This window comes from Kiloniella laminariae (assembly GCF_027214005.1).
In the GTDB taxonomy this organism is placed as follows: Bacteria; Pseudomonadota; Alphaproteobacteria; order Kiloniellales; family Kiloniellaceae; genus Kiloniella; species Kiloniella laminariae_A.
On sequence record NZ_JAPWGY010000003.1, the window covers coordinates 81,607 to 102,432 of the forward strand.

Consider the following 20,826-nt stretch of genomic DNA (forward strand, 5'->3'; position numbering starts at 1 on the left):
GCCGCCTCACACAATCTAAATTGAAGAAACTCTCTGCCCCGGAAAGATCCGTCTTTCCGGGTTCTTTTTATCTAATTTAGACTGTCTCCCAAGCCACAAAAATCACTCGTACAAATCTTCCCGTGTCGGCGGCAGGCCGGACAGGCCTTTACTGCGTTTAGAGGCAACGGTCTGGAAGATGTTCAGGGTGCCACGCGAAAAAGCCAGCGAGACCCCGGTGAGGTAGAGCAGCCAGAGGCGGTAACGCTCCTCACCCGCTTCGGCGATCACGGCTTCGCGGTTTTGTTCCAGCCTTTTTGCCCAGTGCTCGGTGGTTTTGGCGTAGTGTTCGCGCCAGGCTTCGACGTCGTGGACTTCAAATCCATGGGCTTCGAGATTGCGTGCGGTCATGCCGATATGATCGACCTCGGCACCGGGGAAGATATACCTGAGCATGGAATTGTATTCCGGGCGCTTGCGGTTGAACTTGGCCTCGCTGGTCTTGCCCCGGCGGGTAATGGCGTGGTGCAGGTAGAGCCCTCTCGGTTCCAGCAGACGCTTGACGGTCAGGTAGTATTCCCGGTGGTGTTCAATGCCGACGTGCTCGAACATGCCAATGGAGGAAATCTTGTCAAAGCTGCCGTCAAGCAGGCGAAAATCCTTGAGTTCAACAGTGACCTGTCCCTCCAGCCCGCGCTCTTTGATCCGGCTTTGCGTCAGCGCGTACTGCTCTTCGGACAGGGTCACACCCAGCGCGGTAACGCCGTAATGTTTTGCCGCATAACAGATCAACGCGCCCCAGCCACAGCCGATATCCAGCAGTCGGTCTCCCGGTTTCAGCCGCAGTTTGCGACAGATCATCTCCAGCTTGTCCAGCTGGGCCGTGGCCAGATCGTTGGACCAGTCTTTGAAATAACCGCAGGTATAGACCATCTCGGGATCAAGGAAGAGTTCGTAAAAGCGGTTGGAAACATCGTAGTGATAGGCAATATCTGCTTTTTTGCTGCCAGCTCCGGCGGTACTGCCCTCCCCGGCCAGTTTGCCCCCGGCTTTTCGACCGGACGCAAACAGCAGCGGCAGAAGCGATTTCAACAGCAACGGTTTGTTGAGCCGCCGGATCAGCTGCTTTGATTTCCCCTGCGGGCGCTGTGCCGCCAGATCAAACAGGGAGCCGCCCCGGATTTCAAGCCCGCCGGAAAGATAGAGATCAATTACCGTCTTCAGATTGGGGCGGCGCAACAGGCGCGGTATCGCCGTCGCGTCCGTTATGGCCAGACGCAATCCCGGCTCCATAGCCGCCGTCGCCGGAATGGTCGAACCATCCCAGAGCTGGAAAGCGAAACCCGGCTCCAGCTTTTCATGCACATGTGTCAAAGCCCGCCTGACCCGGTCAAGCACCGGATTTTTACCTGATGATATCACGCGTCTCCCCCCTCAAGAGTTTGCTTTGCACCAGCTTACCCATGCATAGGTAGCAGGGCAACAGCCACTCTCGCGCAGAGACATACAGGTGTAGCCAACAGATCTGGCTATTCCACAGAAAAACCGCACAGAAAAAACCGCCTTGTCTTTTTTCTTCAGGCACCCTATCTCCAGCCCAGAGACTAAAGGAACCAGATGCCCCCACCCTTCGAAATCAGACAGCATGATCCCTGGCTCGATGTCGTCTTTCCTGCCCCCCAGCGAATGCTGAGCTGGGCACTGGTAAATGGCGGCTACACGCTGGCCAGAGAAGTCTGCTGGTTACAGGTCAGCAATGCCGATCTGCCACCAGACTGTGACCCGGTGGCTCTCTTGCAGGACAAACTGCAGGAACGCGATCTTGGCGACGCTGTCGGCCTGATGACCTCACGTCAGGTCAGGTATCATCATATCGCCACTGAACCTGAAGGCGAAGTTCAGGTATCCGCAGTGATGACCCTGGGGTTATCCAATGCCCTGAGCGTAAAGGGGGAAACCACAGCCCCCCTGATCGATCCCCCTGCTGCAGGCACGATAAATCTGCTGTGCCATGTCTCCCTGCCTTTGAATGATCAGGCGCTGCTGGAAGCCAGTTCCATCGCGACACAGGCCAGAACCGCTGCCTTGCTTGAGTTCAACTGGATTGCCCCCGGGCAGAAACACCCGACCACTGGTACAGGTACTGACTGTATCGTTATTTCTTGTCCGACTTTGTCCCCGGCAACCACCTCGTCCAGTTCTGCTGAAAGCTTTGCTGGCCTGCATACGGATTGTGGTAAAGCCATCGGCAAAGCCGTTTACAACGTGACCCGGGAAGCAGCACTGACCTGGTTTCGGCAAAAGAACATCCCGCTCAAGGGACAAAAGCTTCCTCCTGCCAAAACAGGCTCTTCCGTGCAAACGCTTGTCTCGAAACCACCTCCCCTGTAGGCTGTGATTTCAAATACATCCCTGCTTTCTGGCTTGTTCCAGGCCCGGCCCACAACAACGACAAATACAAAGAATAGAGATACGATAAGATGGATATTATTCTCGGCCCACTGATCACCGTTACCCTGGTTGCCCTTGATCTTTTTAAATGGGCACTGATTATTTCCATCATTCTGAGCTGGCTGGTCAACTTCAATGTGGTCAATACCCAGAACCCTTTTGTCAATACAGTCGGCGAGTTTCTCTGGCGTCTGACCGAACCAGCCCTGCGACCAATCCGCAAAGTCGTTCCGACCATCAGCGGTATAGATCTCTCTCCGATTGTCCTGTTCCTGATCATTATGTTTATCCAGAACATGCTGGCGCGCCTTGCCTATTCGATCGGATAACCCGGCTGATCAATTCTGTTTCGTTCTGTGACCACCGCCCCTAAAAAAGAGCCGGATATGAGCAAGACATTTAGCCTGACTGATTCTGATGCCCTGCTGGTGATCGATGTGCAAAACGATTTTTGCAGCGGTGGTGCATTGGCCGTGCCGGAAGGCGAAGCTGTGGTGCCGCTGATCAATGGCCTGCTCCGGAAATTCCCGCACAGCCTCGCAACGCAGGACTGGCATCCCCGACAGCATAAATCCTTTGCCAGCCAACATCCCGGCAAAGATGCCTTTGGCCTGACTGAAATGCCCTATGGCCCCCAGGTACTCTGGCCGGACCACTGTATTCAGGGCCAGAAAGGTTCTGCCTTCCACCCGGACCTGGAAACCAATTCCCTTGAGCTGGTCTTGCGCAAGGGTTTCCGGGCAGAAATTGATTCCTATTCCGCTTTTTTCGAAAATGATCGCACCACCTCAACCGGCCTGACCGGATATCTGCAACAGCGCAAAATCAAGCGGGTCTTCCTCTGCGGACTGGCAACGGATTTTTGCGTCTACTATTCGGCCATCGATGCCCTGCGTGAAGGTTTTGAGGTCTATGTGATCGAGGACGCCTGCCGCGCGATTGATCTGGAGGGTTCTCTCGACAAAGCCCTGAAGCATATGCGTGAATCAGGCGTAAGCCTGATCACCTCGACCAGTTTCTAGACATATCCCGATCAGGTGATCCATAATTTGGAACAGAATGCCCGATCCCGATTGAGATAAGTCATTGCATCCCTAATCGGAAAGCCATAGAAAATCCGGATTGCGGTATCCCGGAAAAATCAGGGATATCTCCGACGATCAAACCAAGGAGATCTGCAGATGTCCACTGCGACAATTATTGATGGCAAAGAATTCGCTGCGGGACTGCGTAGCCGTATTGCTGAAGAAACTGCCCGTCTGAAAAAAGACCACAATCTGGTTCCCGGCCTGGCCGTGGTTCTCGTTGGCGAAGATCCTGCCAGTCAGGTCTATGTGCGCAGCAAAGGCAAGCAGACAGTAGAAGCTGGCATGAACTCTTTCGAGTACAAGATGTCTGCCGAAACCACACAGGAAGAGCTGCTGGCAAAAGTCCACGAGCTTAACAATGATCCTGCCGTGCACGGCATTCTGGTTCAGCTGCCGGTGCCTGCTCATATTGACGATCACGCCATTATCAATGCCATCGACCCGAACAAGGACGTTGACGGCTTTCACGTGATCAACTCTGGCCGTCTGGCAACTGGGGCCAAGGGTGCCAGCGCCCCGATGATCCCCTGTACGCCGCTTGGCTCGTTGATGCTGTTGAAAGATCACCTCGGCGATCTCTCCGGCAAGACAGCTGTGGTGGTTGGACGTTCCAACATCGTTGGTAAGCCAATGGCCCAGCTGCTGCTTCAGGAAAGCTGTACCGTGACCATCGCGCACAGCCGCACCAAGGACCTGCCTGCCGTCGTCCGTCAGGCTGACATTGTTGTCGCCGCAGTTGGACGCGCTGAAATGGTCAAGGGCGACTGGATCAAGCCGGGAGCGACAGTGATCGACGTGGGTATCAACCGCATCGAGGTTGACGGCAAAAACAAGCTGGTTGGAGATGTCGCAACAGCAGAAGCAATGTCCGTGGCTGGCGCCATTACCCCGGTTCCCGGTGGTGTTGGTCCCATGACCATCGGCTGCCTGTTGGCCAATACCCTGACAGCGGCCTGCCGTCAGGCTGGCATAGCAGAACCAAAACTGCTCTGATCTCATCAGGAACACAAAAGAAAAGAGCCTTGGGGAAACATATTCCCAAGGCTCTTTTTACATCAACTGTCCGCGAAACAGCAGACAGGCTTATTTTTCAGCAATCGCCAGTTTGAACAGCCCTTTGATCGGGGCTTTCGGATCAACAACTTCACCCTTGCGGATGATATTGATCCGGCCACTGCGTGCCAGATACAACGCCTGCTGACGAACAGCGGGCAAATACTTGCGCCAGCTGTCCGGACGGTCTTCTTTTTTGGCCCGTGGCTTGTAAAAGGCGCGCGCCAGATTATCCGGGCTCATGGGTGCTTCTGCACCGGAAAGCTCACCGAGGATAAAGACGGCTACCGGGTCGTCAGTTTTCTGCTTCTCTTCGCTCATGGCGGATCTCTCTTATCGAATGTTGCGCTTTCACTAACGCGAAAAGCAATCAGGAGCAATCATATTCTCTGATTTGCCCTGCATAGGCCCCCTGCAGAAACCAGGGATGTGGCCTCTATTTCAAACAAGTTTTTTGGTGGCGACAATAAAGAGACGTGGAAAACGCAAAAGAACCCGCCCGTCAGCCAATGGCGGATAGGCATTGCTGATTGCCCGGCTATAGGCCTCCAGGAAAAGTTTCTGTTCTGCCGGGGACAGGGGATCAAGGTAAGGTCTCAGGCCACTGGATTTTAACCATTGAACGATTGAGTCCGCTCCCGGCAATACATGGCCATAACAGCAGTTCCAGATATCCACATCGACACAGTTTGCGACCAGGGAACTGTAATAGCTTTCAAAGGTTCCGATCTTCGAACGCTGGCTCGCTGCCCCGGACAGAAGTTCCTGCCATCTCGGTCTTTTGGCAATCTCGTTCATAAGCTGGTGTGAGGGTTCGGACAGATTATCCGGCATCTGAACCGCCAGCATTCCTCCCGGACGCAGATGATCGATCAGCCTCGGGAAGAGGTCCGCGTGATCCGGGCACCATTGTAACGAGGCATTGGCAAAAATCAGGTCCACCGGCAGGTCTGGCACCCAGTCGGTGATATCACCGCGAACAAAACTCACACCCGACAAACGCTCTCTGGCCTGCTTCAGCATAGCAGGAGAGGAGTCCAGTCCGGTAATCCCGGCAAGGGGAAAACGCTCGACCAGTAACTCTGTGGAATTACCGGGGCCACAGCCCAGATCAACAATCCGTTCGGGCTGTTTCAGCTTCACCCGCGCCAGTAACTCCTGAGCCGGGCGGGTACGCATCGTCTCAAAGTTCAGATAAAGCTCAGCATCCCAGTCCGTCATGATCGTCCCTGAAGTCGTATCCGGTTAATACCCGGTCATTGCAGCTTGCCTGAAAAACAAAAAGCCCCGCAAGCAGAGTTGCGGGGCTTTTTGTTTATAACCGAAGAATTAACGCTGTTTGCTCAGAAGCTTCAGACGCAGGGCATTGAGTTTGATAAAACCTGCAGCATCATGCTGGTCATAAACGCTGTCTTCTTCAAAGGTCACATGCGCCAGGCTGTAGAGCGACTTGGGTGACTCACGTCCGGTCACAATCACATTGCCCTTGTAGAGGCTGAGACGCACTGTTCCTTCGACATGTGTCTGTGACTTGTCGATCAGGGCCTGCAGCATTTCACGTTCAGGACTGAACCAGAAACCATTATAGATCAGCTCGGCGTAGCGTGGCATCAGCTCGTCTTTCAGGTGCATGGCACCCCGGTCGAGCGTAATGGATTCAATTGCGCGGTGTGCTGCCAGCAGGATAGTCCCGCCCGGGGTTTCGTAAATCCCGCGGGATTTCATACCAACAAAGCGGTTCTCCACCAGATCGAGACGCCCTATACCATTGGCCCCACCCAGTTCGTTCAGCTTGGTCAGAACGTCAGCAGGTGACATCCGTACGCCATTAATGCCAATGGCATCGCCCCGCTCGAACTCAACCGTGATTTCGGTGGCAACGTCCGGTGCATCCATCGGGGAAACCGTACGGGAATAGACATGTTCACCCGGCGCAACCCATGGATCTTCCATCTCCTTGCCCTCGGAAGAGGTATGGAGCAGGTTGGCGTCCACCGAGAAAGGAGCATCACCACGTTTGTCTTTCGCAATCGGAATCTGGTGCTTCTCGGCGAATTCGATCAGACGGTTCCGCGATGTCAGGTCCCACTCACGCCAGGGAGCAATCACACGAATACCGGGGTTCAGGGCGTAACAACTCAGTTCGAAGCGGACCTGATCATTCCCTTTGCCCGTCGCGCCATGCGCCACAGCATCGGCACCGGTTTCACGCGCAATCTCGATCAGGCGTTTGGAAATCAGCGGGCGGGCAATCGAAGTCCCGAGCAGATAAACACCTTCGTACAGGGCATTGGCACGGAACATCGGGAAGACAAAATCGCGGACGAACTCTTCGCGCACATCCTCGATAAAGATGTCCTTCACACCGAACATTTCTGCCTTTTTACGGGCTGGTTCCAGCTCTTCACCCTGACCGAGGTCAGCCGTAAAGGTTACAACCTCGCAGTTGTAGGTTTCCTGAAGCCATTTCAGGATGACCGAAGTATCAAGCCCACCCGAGTAGGCAAGAACGACTTTTTTGATATCGCCCATGAGAGTCTACGCCTCTGTGAAAGTGCCCGTATTTTTACAACACGGATGCCGGTTAACGGTAAATCTGCCGGGAGTATAGGTAAATCACAGCCCAGAGCAAGGGGTGGCAGCAGCTGTTTGCATGGATTCGGGAGAAAAACAGAAATTTCAGCGCCCCGAAACCTGTCTTGTCCTTTTGCAGGAATAGTTCTGGAAAAGAAGCCTGAACAGCACAATATTACTTACTTGGCCTTCGCAGGGCAGCAATGTAGACCAAACTATGAACCACAAAGCGGGTGTATATGGACAAGTTAACCAGCTTGAAGATCTTTCGGGCTGTCGCTGACGGCGGCAGCTTTGCCGGAGCTGCTCGCGAGCTCAACCTCTCCCCGGCCATGATCAGCAAACACATCGCCCGCCTGGAAAACGAGCTGGGTACCCGTTTGTTCAATCGGACGACCCGACAGGTAAACCTGACCGAAGCCGGAACGCTTTACCACGAAAGATGTCGCCAACTTCTCGCTGACCTTGAAGAGATGGACGCCTCTGTCAGTGAGCTGGGGGGCAGTCCTTCCGGCATACTGCGGATTACGGCACCAATGGATTTTGGCCCCCAGTACCTGATCCCAGCCATTAAAAGTTATCAGGAACAACACCCCAAAGTCCGGGTCAGTCTCACACTGAGTGATCGTTTTGATGATATTCTCAAGGATAACTTTGATCTCGCTATACGGGTCACCTCGGACCTTTTGGATTCAAGCCTTATGGTCCGTGCAATTGCAGACACGACGGTAGGGCTCTATGCGTCTCCTGCTTACCTGGAAAAATATGGAACACCCCGTACGGCGGATGAGCTGGTTGGGCACAGGGGCATACACTACTCTCTGTCCAGACATGGTCCCTGCTGGAATCTGCCGGAAGGAAGTGGCACGCGCAAAATTGCCATGGAGTGGTCACTGGATGTCAACAATGGCCGTGCCCAATGCGAGGCCGCAGCCCAAAGCATGGGAATCAGCCAGATTCCTGACTTTATTGCTGGAAACGATCTGGCCAACGGCCGCCTGGTCGAAGTTCTTCCCGAGCTGGCCTGGCATAACAAGATCTATGCTATCTATCCCCATCGCCAGCTGCTTTCACCCAAGGTATCCAGTTTTATCGATCACCTCGGCAACTATTACCGTCAGCACAAAAACTGGTAAATTACCCTAGAGGTCCAGCACGAGTACAGAATTGCTATCCGATACGGCAGCAGGAACCGCGCTACAGATCAGGGCTTCACCGTCTGCGGGTGCCGAAATCCCCTGTCGATGCTGGACTGATCCACAGCGCACTTTGGTAGCGCAGCTTCCGCATGTGCCACTGCGACAGGAAAAATCAGGTTCCAGTCCGGCTGCTTCAGCCAGATCAAGCAATGTTCCCTGCTCCTGACTCCATTGCACCTCAATGTCTGCCCGGGCAAAACGCACCTTCAAGGTTTTCGCGACATGATCAGGCGAAAATTCCTGAAGACTGAAACTCCTGCCTGTTTCGAGAACAGCCGGGAAATCAAAAAACTCAGACCGTATCCTGTCTTGATGAACCCCGAGTTCCAGCAAAATCTTTTGTGTCTGCTGCATAAAATCTGCAGGGCCGCAGAGATAAAAATCGTACGCGCCCAGGGGCAGAAACCTTTGCAACGAAGCCTTGTCGATACGCCCGTGAAACGAAGTTTTATCATCCATGACATCCCCGGGCTCAGGCCTGACATAACACAAGTGGAGATTAAGCTGTCCAAAGATTTGACCCAGTCCCGTAAGGTAATCCAGAAAAGGCTGCTGTCCGGGTTTTTCATTACCGTGGATAAAATAGAGCTGCCGATCATTCCTTGTGACAGTCTGCTCTTTGAGAAAAGCTTCAAGCATTGCAATCATTGGCGTAATACCAACCCCGACTGAAAGCAAAACAACCGGGCGCTGGCTCTCCTCATCGAGAACAAAATTACCCCGGGGGGCCTGCGCTTCAATTATGTCCCCCGGCTTAAGCTGATCATGGAGGAATTTTGAAACCCGCCCCGCTTTTTCACGTTTTACCGTCAAACGGTACTGTCGGCCATCATAAGCATTGGAGAGAGTATAATTTCTGCGAACACCTGTTGCTTCTGGCCCATTCCTGCCAGAACCTTCTTTTTCCAAAGAAACCCGTATCGGCAGGTGCTGTCCGGCAGTGTAGAAAGGCAGTGACTGTCCTGGATTGTCTGGCACGAGGGAAAAGGAAGAAACCGTTTCACTTTCCGGCTCGATCTCGCTCACGCGATAAGGTCGCCAGCTGTCACGATTATCAGAAGAACCATGATCCGCTCTGATAATCTGATCTGCAGTTTCCCAATCGCCTGTTGCCTCCAGATAGGGAGAATAGTTGTCTAGGCTCCAGCGCATCGGCAGACTTTTCTCTGCCAGGACAGTCTCATCAATAGTAATCCGTACGAGCCTTTCAGCCCCCCTGAATGCTGCGACTTCCGGGCCTTCCCAGATTATCTCTGCACTGCCAGTCAGATACAGCATGTCTCCCCTGTCGAAGGCAGGAACCAGGAGCCCGACTTTTGGGTAGAGTTCAATATTACCGATGGTGTTAAAATGCCTGTTTCCCGGAAAATCAGGAAATAAAAGGGTTCTGTTATTCACAACTTTCAGAAAACCCGGTTTGCCCCCCCGGTGAGAAGCATCAACACCCTGTCGCTGATCTTCACCATCCTTGATATAGGCCGAAGCAATAAAAAATGTATCCGCTTGAGAAACAATTCTCCGAGCCTCAGCATCAAGCTCCCCTCGATGCCTGACTTTGCCAGCAACAGTGTTTTGCTCATCAGGATGATGCTCAAAATTGTTGTGGCGGGCCTGTATATACTGGGGACAATTGCCAAAAGCCTGATCCACCCGAACTGAAAAAGCACCCGAAGCATCCCAAGCCGTGACTTTCCCGGCCAGGCGGTTACGTCGACGGGTATGGAATTCAATCCCGAGAAAACCCAGAGGAATATCTGGTCCCAGATTCTCTGCAAGAGGGTCACCTGAAAGCAGTGTCGGGTTGATAGCAAGACTGTTACGATCAGGCGAGGAAACAAATCCAGGCTGGCCAACAACCATAGAAACCCAGGGTCTGCCCTGCCTGTCCAGAGAACCGATAACAAGCTGGGAGAGCTGGGCATAAAAAAGCCGATGCTGATCCGGAAGAAAATCGCGGACCATCCTTGGCGCATAACTATGAACCGCTTCCAACACACCAACACGTTGCTGAACAGCAATTTCTCCCGCATGGAAGGGCGTGGTATCAGGATCGAAAAATTCAGCCATACTCCCTACTCTCCTTTTCCACGACAAATCTGCCGGGATCGATTGATTAGGGGTACTGATTTAACAGCACCCCCTTCAAGCCCCTTATGCAGCTTCAACCTGCGGGGTTTTCTGCATGCCGACAAAATTGGGCAGGCCTTCTATACGGCTGAGCCATTTTTGAACATTGCCATAGCTATCAAGCACGACATCTCCTTCGGGGGCATGTGCGATGTAGCTATAGGCTGCGACATCAGCAATTGTTACGGCTTTACCCGTTAAAAAGGCCCGCTCTGCGAGAACGCTATCAATGGTCGATAACAAAGCATGGGCCCTTGTTTTCGCTTCCTCATGATCAAGTTGCGCCCCGAACACCTTGACCAGACGCGCTGCTGCCGGACCAAAAGCAATCTGACCGGCTGCCACAGATAACCAGGCCTGAACTTCAGCCTCTTCCAGCAGATCTGTCGGCAACCAGCGTCCTGCACCATAGGTTCGGGCGAGATAAACCAGAATGGCGTTGGAATCCCACAGTATTGTCCCGTTATCATCCAGCACCGGGATCTGCCCAAAGGGGTGCAACTTCAGAAATTCGGCTGTTTTGTGTGCCCCAGCCATCAGATCGACATCGAGCAACTCATAGTCCAGCTGGAGTAGAGAAAGAAAAAGTTCCACACGATGCGCATGTCCAGACAGCGGATGGCGATAAAGTTTGATCATTGGAATAGTCCTATCAAAAAAATTCTGTGTATTCAGATGAAGAAACCTGTAAATCCCCTGTGCTTCCTCTCTGCATAACAACTTAATTTACTCGTCTTTAATCGGGTATTGGTATATTTTGGACATTATTATAAACGATATGGTTATAATAATGGACACACTAGAAGCCATGCGGATCTTTACCCGCGTCGTGGAACAAGGGGGATTCACAGCCGCCGCCAGGCACCTTGGCATTTCCACAATGCTGGCCAGCAAATACGTCAGGCAACTGGAAGACCGGATTGATGCCCGCCTGCTTAATCGCACGACACGACGGGTGAGTGTAACCGAGCTGGGACAGATCTATTATGACCGGGCGCTTACGATCCTCGAACAGATGGATGAGCTGCAAAGCCTGGTCAGCGAACAGACAGGAAGTATCCGTGGTCACCTTCGGGTGACAGCTCCACGGGTTCTGGGAGAAGGAATTGTGGTTGACTGTGCCAATGATTTCCTTAAGCAGCACCCAGAAATTACAATCGACCTCAGCCTGGAAGAACGCACGGTCGACATCGTTCAGGAAGGCATTGATGTTGCTATTCGTTTAGGAAATCTGAATGACAGCAGCCTGATTGCCCGGAAGATCGCCCGCTACAAATATCTGCTCTGTGCCAGCCCCTCCTACCTCGAAGCCCGGGGAACACCGACCCATCCCGATCAACTCAAAGCCCATGATTGTATTGTCGGCTCAACCATCAGCCAGACCAATCAATGGGAGTTTATTGTCTCAGGCCAGAAGGTACTCCAGACCATCAAACCCCGCGCAAGAGTCAATGCCGCGGAAGCTATCCGAAAAATGGCCCTGGAAAACCACGGGATTGGTATGTGTCTTATTTCTACTGTTCAGGACGATCTGGCCAACGGCCGCTTGGTAAGGGTGTTACAGGAATTCGAGGCCTATGACCGAAATGCCTATGTTATCTATCCTCACCGCCGGCATCTCGCCCCCCGGGTCAAAGCCTTTGCGGATCATGTGGCCCTGTATTTTAGAAATTCAGATCAGGTCGAACATTAATCCCAAAATAGTCCGGCAACCGGGATAGCCTTACCTGGTGTTTTCTGGTGTTCGAAGATCAACAGATACTTTTCAGGGCTGCACAGCTGCCTGTCGATACTCAAATTAGCCTCACCCTCCCGATCGGGGATATCGAGACGTTCTTTTCTACCCATCAGCACCGGGTGCGATCAGAAAAGGAACACAGATAACAGGCTAAAGCCTTGTACAGGCAGAGGTGACCTTTCGTCTGAAGATCTTCGAACAGATCAAACGCTAGCTCCGGAATGGTCAAGCGTAAAAACACGTCGGGTCACAGTCTCGTGACAGAATATTTCTAGTTTCGGTCTGGCCAGATCTGGTGGTGGCTATCAATCACAAAACTGTGTGCGTGGCGATGTGGGGCATGGTAATGCGGATGCCGATGTGGCTCTGGTCCCTCCCACCCCTGATGCTCATGATGATGATGTTCGTCATGCGTATGCAGGTGTAAATGAGAAACCTCCGGGTGCTCATGCATCAACACATCACTGTCCTCTCGCGGCCAGGTCAGTAGAGCTGTCACTCCACCGATCAGAACCCCGCCTGCCATGATCATAAAAGTGAGCTCAAGCCCCAGATACCGGCCCAGCCAACCCGCCGCCGGATAGGTAATCAGCCAGCAGGCATGTGACAGGGCAAAATGGGTCGCAAAAATGCCCGGCAAATCCTCTTTCCGGGCAGAGCGTTTGAGCAACAATCCCCCCGGTGTCTGTACCATCGAACCGCCTGCTCCGATCAATGCCCAGATCAGCAAAGCCTGAGCATAGCCTGGCTGAAAAGAGGCTGCGACAAGCGCAAGGAACAACACCAAGGCACCACAAAGCATCACCGATCGTGGTGGAAAACTCTCCAGCAAGCTTCGCAGGGTAAGGGCAACAAGCATTGATCCCAGTCCAGCAGCGGCCAGAAAAAGAGCCACATCCTGCTCGCTGCCAGAAAGGGTATTTCGGGCAAAAACCACCGTATTGACGATGACCATTACTCCTGCGGAAGAAACGGCAAAACTCAAGGCCAGCAACCCGCGCAACCGGGGAGTAGCCAGATAGATCCTGCTACCGCGCGATACTCGCCGGAAAAAAGAACTTTCCTCTTCTGTGGGCTGTGCTCTGGGTAAAACAACCGTAATAACAAGAAGAGCAGAAGCCAGAAAACCGAATACAGTTCCCAGAAACAGCCAGTGAAAACTTATGAATATGAGCAGAATACTTGCAAAAAGCGGACTGAGCAGCGCTTCCAGATCATACGCCAATCGGGAAAGCGAGAGGGCTTTTGTGTAATCTTCCTCCTCGGGAAGAATATCAGGAATCGTGGCCTGAAAGGTCGGCGTGAAAGCTGCCGAGAATGACTGAAACAGAAAAACCAGAAGATAGATCTGCCAGATCTCACTGACAAAAGGCAAAAATACAATCATGCCGGCACGGCAAAGGTCCAGCCCGACAAGAAAGGCCTTCCGCGGGACACGATCCGCAAAGGCCCCGACCAGCGGCGCAACACCAACATAGGCAACCATTTTCAATGCCAGCGCAGTTCCCAAAACTGCCCCAGCATCTGCCCCCGCCAGTTCATAGGCGAGCAATCCAAGAGCAACCGTTGTCAGGCCGCTTCCGATCAAGGAAAGCAGTTGTGCAAGAAAAAGATGTCTGTATATGCGGTGACGCAGCACACTGAGCATTTATGCTTACTTTCCCATCACTGTTTTTCGGTCTGGTTCAGATCACTATTAATTTTTTGCCGATATCGGAAGCTATCTTCGCGCTGGAGCAGGGTCAAGAACAGGCCACACCCCCTTTGCATCACTTTTCGTAACAAGATCAGATTCCCCAGAAAAAAGGGCCCCCGCTCCCACCCGATAGCGCTGCAAACAAATTAATAGAAATATTATTTTGCTGACAAAATATTTACGATTACCTGCTTAAGCTTCAGCCAAAATAAATTAACCAAATGATCAAACCAACAATAAAATCAAAGAACAGACGTGGTTTTAACAATAAAATCATAATGAATTCCCCGGTCGAAACCACGACAAGGAGCAATTAAGAATGGGTGATAAGACTTCAATGCTGACTGCCGAAAACCTCAAGATAAATGAGGAGGAAGCCCAGCCCGTTATCAGGTTTGGGATCGGGAAGAGACTGATCCTTGCATTCAGTGTTGTTGCAGCGATGACCATCATCGGCAGCCTCATCAGCTGGTATAATCTTTCCCGTTTAAGCCAGGCACAGGCGCAGCTTACACTCGAAAGTGTCCCTTCAATTACTTCAGCATTGAAGCTCTCCGAAGAAATCTCCCGCCTTGCCGCTACTGCTCCATTGCTCCGCTCGGCAACAGGTACAGAACAGCGAGATCGACGTTTTCAAACGCTACAGGATTCCATGTCCGCAGCTGAAGGATATCTTGCCAGTTTGAGTACCCTCAATGTCAGCCAGGATACAATCCAGAATATCCGCGAGAGCCTTGCCGCTATTGCCCCTGAAATTACCCGACTCAATGACTTAGGCCAGGAAAGCCAAAACTTCGCAACCAGACGACAGGAACTTGAGACACAGCTGCCCCAGTTTCGGGAAACAGCCCAAAAAGAAATCGCTCCTCACCTGATCAAGATCAGGTTGGGGATTATTGATGGCGAAGGAGAACCCCTCCAGCACATGATTCTGCAGCAGGGTTTGCTGGAGTTCAAAGGTTCAACAAATCTGCTTGTCGGGCTTCTTGCTGAAGGAGGGCAGAGCAACTCAATTGCTGGGGTCGAAGCCATTGAACAAACGTTTCTAACCTCACTTGGTGCCATGGCAACACCCTTGTCCCAGTTGTCGCAAAACCAGGAAGTTCCAAAACTCAGTGAAATGTTTCAATCACTTCTGCAGCTTGGCAGCAAGGGTGACCTGCAAAACAACATACTCCTGCTTCGAAAGGAAGAACTGAAACTTCTGGAAGAGAGTGAGCAGATCATGCAGACAACACGAAAATTGGCTGAAGATTTGTCCGTGCAGATCAGCAATCTGGTCCAGACTTCAGAAACAGCTATTGCCCTGACAGCAGAAGCAAATAATGCCACTTCGAAGCAAACAGAAATCGTGATGCTTTCAATTTCTGTTATCTCGCTCGTCATTTCTGTACTCATCGGCTGGCTTTATGTTGCAAGAAACCTTCTCCGCCGGCTCATGGGGCTGGTTACCTCTATGGAAGAAATTGCCAATGGGGACCTGACAACCAGCATCAATAGAAACGGCAACGATGAAATCAGCAAGATGGGTTATGCTCTGGCAGCATTACGGAATGTTTCCCGGGAAGCCGAAGAGCTCAAGCAGCAACAGGAGCTGAGCCAGACCAGACTGGAAGAAGAAAAGCGTGCCAGCGCCCAAAAACTCGCAAATAACTTTGATGCCTCCGTCGGTCAGTCAATCAGCATCCTCTCGAGTAATGTCAGTATCATGCGTGAACAGGCGCGGGAAATGCACGGCCTCGCCGAGAAATCACAGAAAGAAACCCAGGAAATCAGCAGCGCCAGTGATGTCATGTCCAATGACATTTCCACAGTTGCTGCCGCAACAGAGGAGCTTTCGGCATCCATCGCGGCAATCTCCAATCTGGTATCGCAAAGTACCCGCATATCAACCGATGCCGTTTCCCGGGCGACGACAATGAACGGCAACATTAACCGACTTAATGAAGGCTCCAAACAAATCGAAAACGTGATCAGCATGATCAGCACCATCGCCGAACAAACCAATCTGCTTGCCCTGAATGCAACGATTGAGGCGGCACGGGCCGGAGATGCCGGGAAAGGTTTTGCTGTCGTTGCTTCCGAGGTCAAAAACCTCTCGAACCAGACAACAAACGCAACAGAAGGAATCAGCACGCTGATCAGCAGTATTCAAAGTGAAATTCACAGTGCTGTTGATGCCGCCGCACAAATTGATGCTGTGATCAAGGAAATCGATGAAATCGCAGCTGGGATTGCCAATGCGGTACAGGAACAGGGAAGTGCCACCCGGGAGATCAGCCAGACGGTCAACCAGAGTGCCAGCAACTGTTCTGTCATTGCCGAAAGGGTGCAGGGCGTTACCTCGGCATTGACCAGAACCAACCAGTCGATGTCACAGGTCCTCGACGGAGTGCAGAAAATCGATCAGGAAAGCAGTCTCCTGACCGGGAATGTAGAACAGTTCCTGGCCAGTATCCGCAAATAGCTTGATTTGACACTGTGGGCTAAAAGCGCTGTCTTCAGGATAGCGCCTTTAGCACCAGAGACCCCGCTATCAACCACATGACAATTCCGACGAAAATGTCGAGCACACGCCAAGCCACAGGACGTCGGAAGAGTGGAGCGAGCCACTGAGCTCCAAGACTGAGTGAAAAAAACCACAGGAAAGAAGCAACCACAGCCCCGACACCGAACCAAATTCGAAGGTCCTCGGGATACTGCACTCCGACAGAGCCAAGGAGTACAACAGTATCTAAATAAACATGTGGGTTTAACAGGCTGACAGCCAGAGTCGTCAAAACTGCTTTTTTAACGCTCTCGGGTCCCGCTGATTGACGCGCCTCAAGAACTTCCGGTTTCAAAGCAGCCCGGAAAGAGGACAGGCCGTAGAAAAACAGAAAAGCCGCGCCAGCCCAAGCCGTGATCTGAAGCAGCACTGGATTTGTTGTCACCAATAATCCCATGCCAGCAACGCCGATCGTGATCAAAATGGCATCAACCAAGGCGCAAATTCCGGCAATGACGAACTGATTATTCCGTCGCAATCCCTGGGTCAGGACGTAAGCATTCTGTGCGCCTATTGCAATAATAAGTCCTGCGCCAATACCCATTCCCTTTATAAAAGGCGCAATAACACTCATCATGTCTGTTCTCCCGGCAATCGCATTTCTTAAAACCGATTCCACTGTAAAACAACAGCACAAGATAAGTATTGCTTGGATTAATAATGCTGCATTATCTCAACTAATGATCCTGTAACTCAATCCATTGTCGTTCCTATCGGCCTGACCACCTCCATTACCAGCCGAGGGTTGGAAATTGTCCCTACACACCAGACATTCTGGTCATCCTGCAAGATTTCGTCATCCTTGGGATTAAGAACAAAGCCACGATTGCTTCCCCTGACCATCCGACGAACAAGATGGGTCACATCTGCATTGGGGGAAAACCCGCTGATACCAGCAGAACTAAAGATACCCGCCGGTTCTGTACGGGGGAAGTCAACCATACCTGTTCGCCTGTAAGCCATAGAATATCCCGGAGACCAGTCACTTAGGGCGCGGGCAACCGGGGCCCGGCAGCGGGTATCAGGCAAGCCATCCTGATACAGCTCCCGGTTAACATCAAAGGACAGGGTCGCCTGCATGATGTGTGTCGCCCCGATGCTCTCGATATCGAACAGCATCATGGTCTGGAAGGCATGGCTGGTCCAGTGATGGCAGGGGAAAGGATCAGCCCCGGGATCAAAATAATTTTCATAACCAACAATCATCAAGGATGGATCAGAAGTATCTGGAGGATCATCCCCAAGCAGAAAACTTGACCCCGAGCCGTGGCGATTAAGTCCGTAACAGACACCGTATCGCCCATTATCAAAGACATGGCGCGTCCCCACTTCCGTCGGTGTCAGGGTCACAGTCGCGATCTCAAGCCGACTACAGGCAGATAATCCGGCTAAAAGTGTAATTGAGATAAACAGCCGTTTTGAAAGACAAAAGAGATTCATCGGTAACATCCTTCTCTTGTGAAAAAGGAAACGTTCCGGAGACCAAACCTATTTTTCCAGAATAAAAAACTACTCACCTATCGCGAGTATAACATACTTGGCGACATCTTATTTGAGACAAGGCTTTGACCAGATTCTAGGGCATAAAGCCAATCGGCCTGACGATTTCCAGCTCCAGCCTGGGGTTCTCTATCGTACTGACACACCATACATTCTGGTCATTACGCAAGATCTCGTCATCTTTGGGGTTGAGAACCACACCACGATTAGCCCCGCGCAGCATCCAGCGAATGATATGTGTCACATCAAGATCAGGAGATGTGTCACCGATTCCAGCAGAACTGAATCTTCCCCCTGGTTCGGTGCGGGAAAAGGGAACCATCCCTTCGCGTCCTCTGGCATTTGAATAACCTTCAGACCAGTCGTCCTGTATCCGCGCGACAGGTGCTTCACAGCGACTGCTTAACAAACCGTCCTTGTAATGCTCTCTGATAATATCAAAGGACAGGGTCGCCTTCATGATGTGGGTAGCTCCGGTACTCTCCACATCAAACAGCATCATGGTTTGAAAGGCATGACTGGCCCAGTGATGGCAAGGAAAGGGATCTGCCCCTTGCAGAAAATAGTTTTCGTAACCAACAATCATCAGCGAAGGATCTGTCAGGTCAGGGGGATCAACATCTCTCAACAGAAAGTTTGATCCTCTGCCATGGCGGTCCAACCCATGGCAAACACCATACCTGCCGTTTGCCAGTACATGCCGTGTGCCGACCTCGGTCGGCGTCAGTGTTACCGTCGCAATCTCCAACCGGCCGCAACCGAAAAGACCAAAGGACAGCAACAGCAAAACCAGACAGCCTTTAAAGAAGAACAAGATATGCATCGCTTACTTCCTTTTCAAAAAAGATAAGGAAACGCTTCTGATACCAACCCGATTTTCCAGAAAAACGCTCAATCTTTGCGAGTATATTCTGTTTTTTCTCACTGTAGCTGTGTCAAACGCATCATTCTTTTTGACTGCGTCCCCCTACCCAGGCCAGATCCCTTCCTCAGACTTCCTCTTCCTCGACAGTCCAGGGCTCAGCTTTCCCCGCAGCCTCCCATTCCTGCCATGCCGGCAGCGCAGTCATCGCCTCAGAATAACGCAACACAACAGGATCATCACTAAGGGCATAAACGGAGATACGGTTCACAACTGGGGCAAACATGGCGTCTGCATTGGTAAAACTGCCGAAGAGGAAGGGGCCACCGGAATGTTCGAGACACTCGCGCCAGATATTCACGATACGCTTTACATCTCTGCCTGTCGCTTCTGAAATCGGGATCGCGCCGACCTCCCGCCGCATGTTCATAGGACATTGGGAACGCAGGGCTGAAAAACCACCATGCATTTCATGGGCAATGGACCGTGCCCAGGCGCGGTCAGCCTGATCTTCGGGCCAGAGCCCCGCTGCCGGGAAGCGCTCGGCCAGATATTCCAGAATAGCCAGCGACTCCCACACGGTAAGTTTGCCGTCTTGTAACACCGGAACCTTTTTGCTGGGGGAAAAACTGGCAAATTTTGGATTGCCTGCGGCAAAGTCAAACGGCGAAAGCTCTTCTGTAAAATCGACCCCCTTGACCTTCAGTGCGATCCAGGGACGTAAGGACCAGGACGAATAATTCTTGTTCCCGATGATAAGTTTCAGCTTGCTCATGCTCTTCTCAATTCCTCTGATCTAATAGAAATCATTCTGGGCGTTGCCATGAAATCTCATGCTCTTTGTCAGCTTGTTGATGCCAACTATGGCAAGCCGGTCATACTCTTTCCAGACCAACACTCTATAAAAGACGGGTTTGGCAAAGAATACCTGAACTTTGACAGGACTCCCCACGATTACCCTCACCAAGGGCTTTCTCTTTGGCTTTTTGCCGAAAGTAAAACCGCAATTGGGATGACAATCACAAATCAGGTATCTAATGTTTTTTTATAAAAATAAGAGACCTTTATAATCATGCTTGATTACCGTTTGCTGGCAACACTGACCGCCATTCTCGAAGAAGGCAGTTTTGAAAAAGCAGCACAGAGACTTTTCATTACCCAGTCAGCCGTTTCGCAACGTCTGCGCCAGCTGGAAGACAATCTGGGGCAAACCCTGGTTGTCCGCAGCACTCCTCTTGCTGCGACCACTGCCGGGCAACGCCTGCTCAAGCATTACAAACAGGTATCTCTGTTGGAAAGTGAGCTGGATGACGATCTTAAAGATCGTGGCGAAGCGGGATTCAACACACTGACCATCGGGCTGAATGCAGACTCGATCGGCACCTGGTTTCTCCCTGCGATCCAGAACTTTGTCCAGGACAACAAAATCCTGCTTGATCTCAAGGTGGATGATCAGGAACAAACACATCATCTCTTGCGCACAGGTGAGGTCCTGGGATGTATCAGCGCCAGCTCTTCTGCTGTGCAGGGATGTCGCTGTATTCCGCTTGGGCAAATGATCTATCGCCCCCTGGCTTCACCGGACTTTGTTGAGAAATACGCTCCCAATGGCCTGACCACGGAAAATGCATCTCATATCCCGGTTGCGGTCTTTAACCGTAAAGACCCTCTGCAGCACCGTTATCTCGAACAAAGATTCGGCGTCACCCGGTTCCCCCACCACCTTATACCTGCCTGTGATGGCTTTATTTCTGCACTGGTCAAAGGCTTTGCCTATGGGCTTGTTCCCGATCAACAAAGCAAGGAGCTTATGCAAAACAAGGAACTCGTCAGCATCGACCCTGAGTGCGAAATCCCTGTCCCGCTGTACTGGCATGTCTGGAACCTGCAAACCAGCCTGATGCAACAATTGACCCGTTCATTAACAACGACTGCTCGGAAATCCTTAACCCCAATTATATCAGCTTAAATTTTTAAAACCTTTGCTGATTGATTCCTTCCTAAATCGGCT

20 protein-coding genes are annotated in these 20,826 nt (G+C 51.8%); 9 read left to right on the top strand and 11 right to left on the bottom strand.

Annotated features, from left to right (window positions below; all coding sequences use genetic code 11):
* Positions 1 to 102 precede the first annotated feature (102 nt).
* The gene (locus O4H49_RS09405; protein ID WP_269423181.1) at positions 103 to 1,401 is read right to left on the bottom strand and encodes an SAM-dependent methyltransferase; all 1,299 of its coding nucleotides are present in this window, start codon (positions 1,399 to 1,401) and stop codon (positions 103 to 105) included.
* 195 nt (positions 1,402 to 1,596) lie between these two features.
* Here O4H49_RS09405 and O4H49_RS09410 point away from each other — a divergent pair, with 195 nt between their 5' ends.
* The 4 genes from O4H49_RS09410 to folD all read left to right on the top strand — a co-directional run bounded on the left by O4H49_RS09410 (position 1,597) and on the right by folD (position 4,511).
* Positions 1,597 to 2,370, top strand: coding sequence for an adenosylcobinamide amidohydrolase (locus O4H49_RS09410; RefSeq protein WP_269423182.1), 774 nt, complete (start codon positions 1,597 to 1,599; stop codon positions 2,368 to 2,370).
* 89 nt (positions 2,371 to 2,459) lie between these two features.
* Positions 2,460 to 2,759 carry a YggT family protein gene (locus tag O4H49_RS09415; RefSeq protein WP_269423183.1) on the top strand — a complete coding sequence of 100 codons (300 nt, stop codon included), beginning with the start codon at positions 2,460 to 2,462 and terminating at the stop codon, positions 2,757 to 2,759.
* 57 nt (positions 2,760 to 2,816) lie between these two features.
* Complete coding sequence (pncA, locus tag O4H49_RS09420) at positions 2,817 to 3,452, top strand: bifunctional nicotinamidase/pyrazinamidase (protein WP_269423184.1); 636 nt, start codon at positions 2,817 to 2,819, stop codon at positions 3,450 to 3,452.
* Between the two features lie 159 nt (positions 3,453 to 3,611).
* Positions 3,612 to 4,511, top strand: a complete 900-nt coding sequence (gene folD / locus O4H49_RS09425) for a bifunctional methylenetetrahydrofolate dehydrogenase/methenyltetrahydrofolate cyclohydrolase FolD (RefSeq protein ID WP_269423185.1) — start codon at positions 3,612 to 3,614, stop codon at positions 4,509 to 4,511.
* A 90-nt stretch (positions 4,512 to 4,601) separates the two neighbouring features.
* On the opposite strand, the gene O4H49_RS09430 is transcribed toward folD, so the two are convergent.
* The 3 genes from O4H49_RS09430 to O4H49_RS09440 form a co-directional block, all read right to left on the bottom strand.
* The gene (locus O4H49_RS09430) at positions 4,602 to 4,892 is read right to left on the bottom strand and encodes a DUF3253 domain-containing protein (RefSeq protein ID WP_269423186.1); all 291 of its coding nucleotides are present in this window, start codon (positions 4,890 to 4,892) and stop codon (positions 4,602 to 4,604) included.
* A 120-nt stretch (positions 4,893 to 5,012) separates the two neighbouring features.
* On the bottom strand, positions 5,013 to 5,792 hold the full coding sequence (tam, locus tag O4H49_RS09435; protein ID WP_269423187.1) for a trans-aconitate 2-methyltransferase: 780 nt from the start codon (positions 5,790 to 5,792) through the stop codon (positions 5,013 to 5,015).
* A 108-nt stretch (positions 5,793 to 5,900) separates the two neighbouring features.
* On the bottom strand, positions 5,901 to 7,103 hold the full coding sequence (locus O4H49_RS09440) for an argininosuccinate synthase (RefSeq protein ID WP_269423188.1): 1,203 nt from the start codon (positions 7,101 to 7,103) through the stop codon (positions 5,901 to 5,903).
* A gap of 281 nt (positions 7,104 to 7,384) precedes the next feature.
* On the opposite strand from O4H49_RS09440, the gene O4H49_RS09445 reads away from it, so the two are divergent.
* Positions 7,385 to 8,281 (top strand): LysR family transcriptional regulator, encoded by an 897-nt coding sequence (locus O4H49_RS09445; protein ID WP_269423189.1) that lies wholly within the window; start codon positions 7,385 to 7,387, stop codon positions 8,279 to 8,281.
* Between the two features lie 6 nt (positions 8,282 to 8,287).
* Here the strand turns inward: O4H49_RS09445 and O4H49_RS09450 are convergent, their stop codons facing one another.
* Together O4H49_RS09450 and O4H49_RS09455 are read right to left on the bottom strand one after the other, a co-directional pair.
* Complete coding sequence (locus O4H49_RS09450) at positions 8,288 to 10,411, bottom strand: pyridoxamine 5'-phosphate oxidase family protein (protein ID WP_269423190.1); 2,124 nt, start codon at positions 10,409 to 10,411, stop codon at positions 8,288 to 8,290.
* Positions 10,412 to 10,495: 84 nt separating this feature from the next.
* On the bottom strand, positions 10,496 to 11,110 hold the full coding sequence (locus O4H49_RS09455; protein WP_269423191.1) for a glutathione S-transferase family protein: 615 nt from the start codon (positions 11,108 to 11,110) through the stop codon (positions 10,496 to 10,498).
* Between the two features lie 151 nt (positions 11,111 to 11,261).
* Here O4H49_RS09455 and O4H49_RS09460 point away from each other — a divergent pair, with 151 nt between their 5' ends.
* On the top strand, positions 11,262 to 12,164 hold the full coding sequence (locus O4H49_RS09460; protein ID WP_269423192.1) for a LysR family transcriptional regulator: 903 nt from the start codon (positions 11,262 to 11,264) through the stop codon (positions 12,162 to 12,164).
* A gap of 316 nt (positions 12,165 to 12,480) precedes the next feature.
* Here O4H49_RS09460 and O4H49_RS09465 read toward each other — a convergent pair whose 3' ends face one another.
* A complete protein-coding gene (locus O4H49_RS09465) occupies positions 12,481 to 13,857 on the bottom strand; it encodes an MFS transporter (RefSeq protein ID WP_269423193.1) in 1,377 nt (458 codons plus the stop codon).
* Positions 13,858 to 14,224: 367 nt separating this feature from the next.
* Between O4H49_RS09465 and O4H49_RS09470 the strand changes: the two genes are divergently transcribed.
* Entirely contained in the window at positions 14,225 to 16,372 is a 2,148-nt protein-coding gene (locus tag O4H49_RS09470; RefSeq protein ID WP_269423194.1) for a methyl-accepting chemotaxis protein, read from the top strand.
* A 34-nt stretch (positions 16,373 to 16,406) separates the two neighbouring features.
* On the opposite strand, the gene O4H49_RS09475 is transcribed toward O4H49_RS09470, so the two are convergent.
* The 4 genes from O4H49_RS09475 to O4H49_RS09490 form a co-directional block, all read right to left on the bottom strand.
* Positions 16,407 to 17,030 carry a LysE/ArgO family amino acid transporter gene (locus O4H49_RS09475; RefSeq protein ID WP_269423195.1) on the bottom strand — a complete coding sequence of 208 codons (624 nt, stop codon included), beginning with the start codon at positions 17,028 to 17,030 and terminating at the stop codon, positions 16,407 to 16,409.
* Positions 17,031 to 17,146: 116 nt separating this feature from the next.
* Complete coding sequence (locus O4H49_RS09480; protein WP_269423196.1) at positions 17,147 to 17,893, bottom strand: hypothetical protein; 747 nt, start codon at positions 17,891 to 17,893, stop codon at positions 17,147 to 17,149.
* Between the two features lie 136 nt (positions 17,894 to 18,029).
* On the bottom strand, positions 18,030 to 18,776 hold the full coding sequence (locus tag O4H49_RS09485) for a hypothetical protein (protein WP_269423197.1): 747 nt from the start codon (positions 18,774 to 18,776) through the stop codon (positions 18,030 to 18,032).
* Positions 18,777 to 18,942: 166 nt separating this feature from the next.
* On the bottom strand, positions 18,943 to 19,590 hold the full coding sequence (locus O4H49_RS09490; protein WP_269423198.1) for a glutathione S-transferase family protein: 648 nt from the start codon (positions 19,588 to 19,590) through the stop codon (positions 18,943 to 18,945).
* 48 nt (positions 19,591 to 19,638) lie between these two features.
* Here O4H49_RS09490 and O4H49_RS09495 point away from each other — a divergent pair, with 48 nt between their 5' ends.
* On the top strand, positions 19,639 to 19,866 hold the full coding sequence (locus O4H49_RS09495; RefSeq protein WP_269423199.1) for a hypothetical protein: 228 nt from the start codon (positions 19,639 to 19,641) through the stop codon (positions 19,864 to 19,866).
* Positions 19,867 to 19,887: 21 nt separating this feature from the next.
* Entirely contained in the window at positions 19,888 to 20,784 is an 897-nt protein-coding gene (locus O4H49_RS09500; protein ID WP_269423200.1) for a LysR family transcriptional regulator ArgP, read from the top strand.
* The last annotated feature ends 42 nt before the right edge of the window (positions 20,785 to 20,826 follow it).

Coding starts and splice junctions, on each gene's coding strand:
- O4H49_RS09410 (WP_269423182.1), top strand. CDS start 1,597: ATGCCCCCACCCTTCGAAATCAGACAGCATGATCCCTGGCTCGATGTC.
- O4H49_RS09415 (WP_269423183.1), top strand. CDS start 2,460: ATGGATATTATTCTCGGCCCACTGATCACCGTTACCCTGGTTGCCCTT.
- pncA (WP_269423184.1), top strand. CDS start 2,817: ATGAGCAAGACATTTAGCCTGACTGATTCTGATGCCCTGCTGGTGATC.
- folD (WP_269423185.1), top strand. CDS start 3,612: ATGTCCACTGCGACAATTATTGATGGCAAAGAATTCGCTGCGGGACTG.
- O4H49_RS09430 (WP_269423186.1), bottom strand. CDS start 4,892: ATGAGCGAAGAGAAGCAGAAAACTGACGACCCGGTAGCCGTCTTTATC.
- tam (WP_269423187.1), bottom strand. CDS start 5,792: ATGACGGACTGGGATGCTGAGCTTTATCTGAACTTTGAGACGATGCGT.
- O4H49_RS09440 (WP_269423188.1), bottom strand. CDS start 7,103: ATGGGCGATATCAAAAAAGTCGTTCTTGCCTACTCGGGTGGGCTTGAT.
- O4H49_RS09445 (WP_269423189.1), top strand. CDS start 7,385: ATGGACAAGTTAACCAGCTTGAAGATCTTTCGGGCTGTCGCTGACGGC.
- O4H49_RS09450 (WP_269423190.1), bottom strand. CDS start 10,411: ATGGCTGAATTTTTCGATCCTGATACCACGCCCTTCCATGCGGGAGAA.
- O4H49_RS09455 (WP_269423191.1), bottom strand. CDS start 11,110: ATGATCAAACTTTATCGCCATCCGCTGTCTGGACATGCGCATCGTGTG.
- O4H49_RS09460 (WP_269423192.1), top strand. CDS start 11,262: ATGGACACACTAGAAGCCATGCGGATCTTTACCCGCGTCGTGGAACAA.
- O4H49_RS09465 (WP_269423193.1), bottom strand. CDS start 13,857: ATGCTCAGTGTGCTGCGTCACCGCATATACAGACATCTTTTTCTTGCA.
- O4H49_RS09470 (WP_269423194.1), top strand. CDS start 14,225: ATGGGTGATAAGACTTCAATGCTGACTGCCGAAAACCTCAAGATAAAT.
- O4H49_RS09475 (WP_269423195.1), bottom strand. CDS start 17,030: ATGATGAGTGTTATTGCGCCTTTTATAAAGGGAATGGGTATTGGCGCA.
- O4H49_RS09480 (WP_269423196.1), bottom strand. CDS start 17,893: ATGAATCTCTTTTGTCTTTCAAAACGGCTGTTTATCTCAATTACACTT.
- O4H49_RS09485 (WP_269423197.1), bottom strand. CDS start 18,776: ATGCATATCTTGTTCTTCTTTAAAGGCTGTCTGGTTTTGCTGTTGCTG.
- O4H49_RS09490 (WP_269423198.1), bottom strand. CDS start 19,590: ATGAGCAAGCTGAAACTTATCATCGGGAACAAGAATTATTCGTCCTGG.
- O4H49_RS09495 (WP_269423199.1), top strand. CDS start 19,639: ATGAAATCTCATGCTCTTTGTCAGCTTGTTGATGCCAACTATGGCAAG.
- O4H49_RS09500 (WP_269423200.1), top strand. CDS start 19,888: ATGCTTGATTACCGTTTGCTGGCAACACTGACCGCCATTCTCGAAGAA.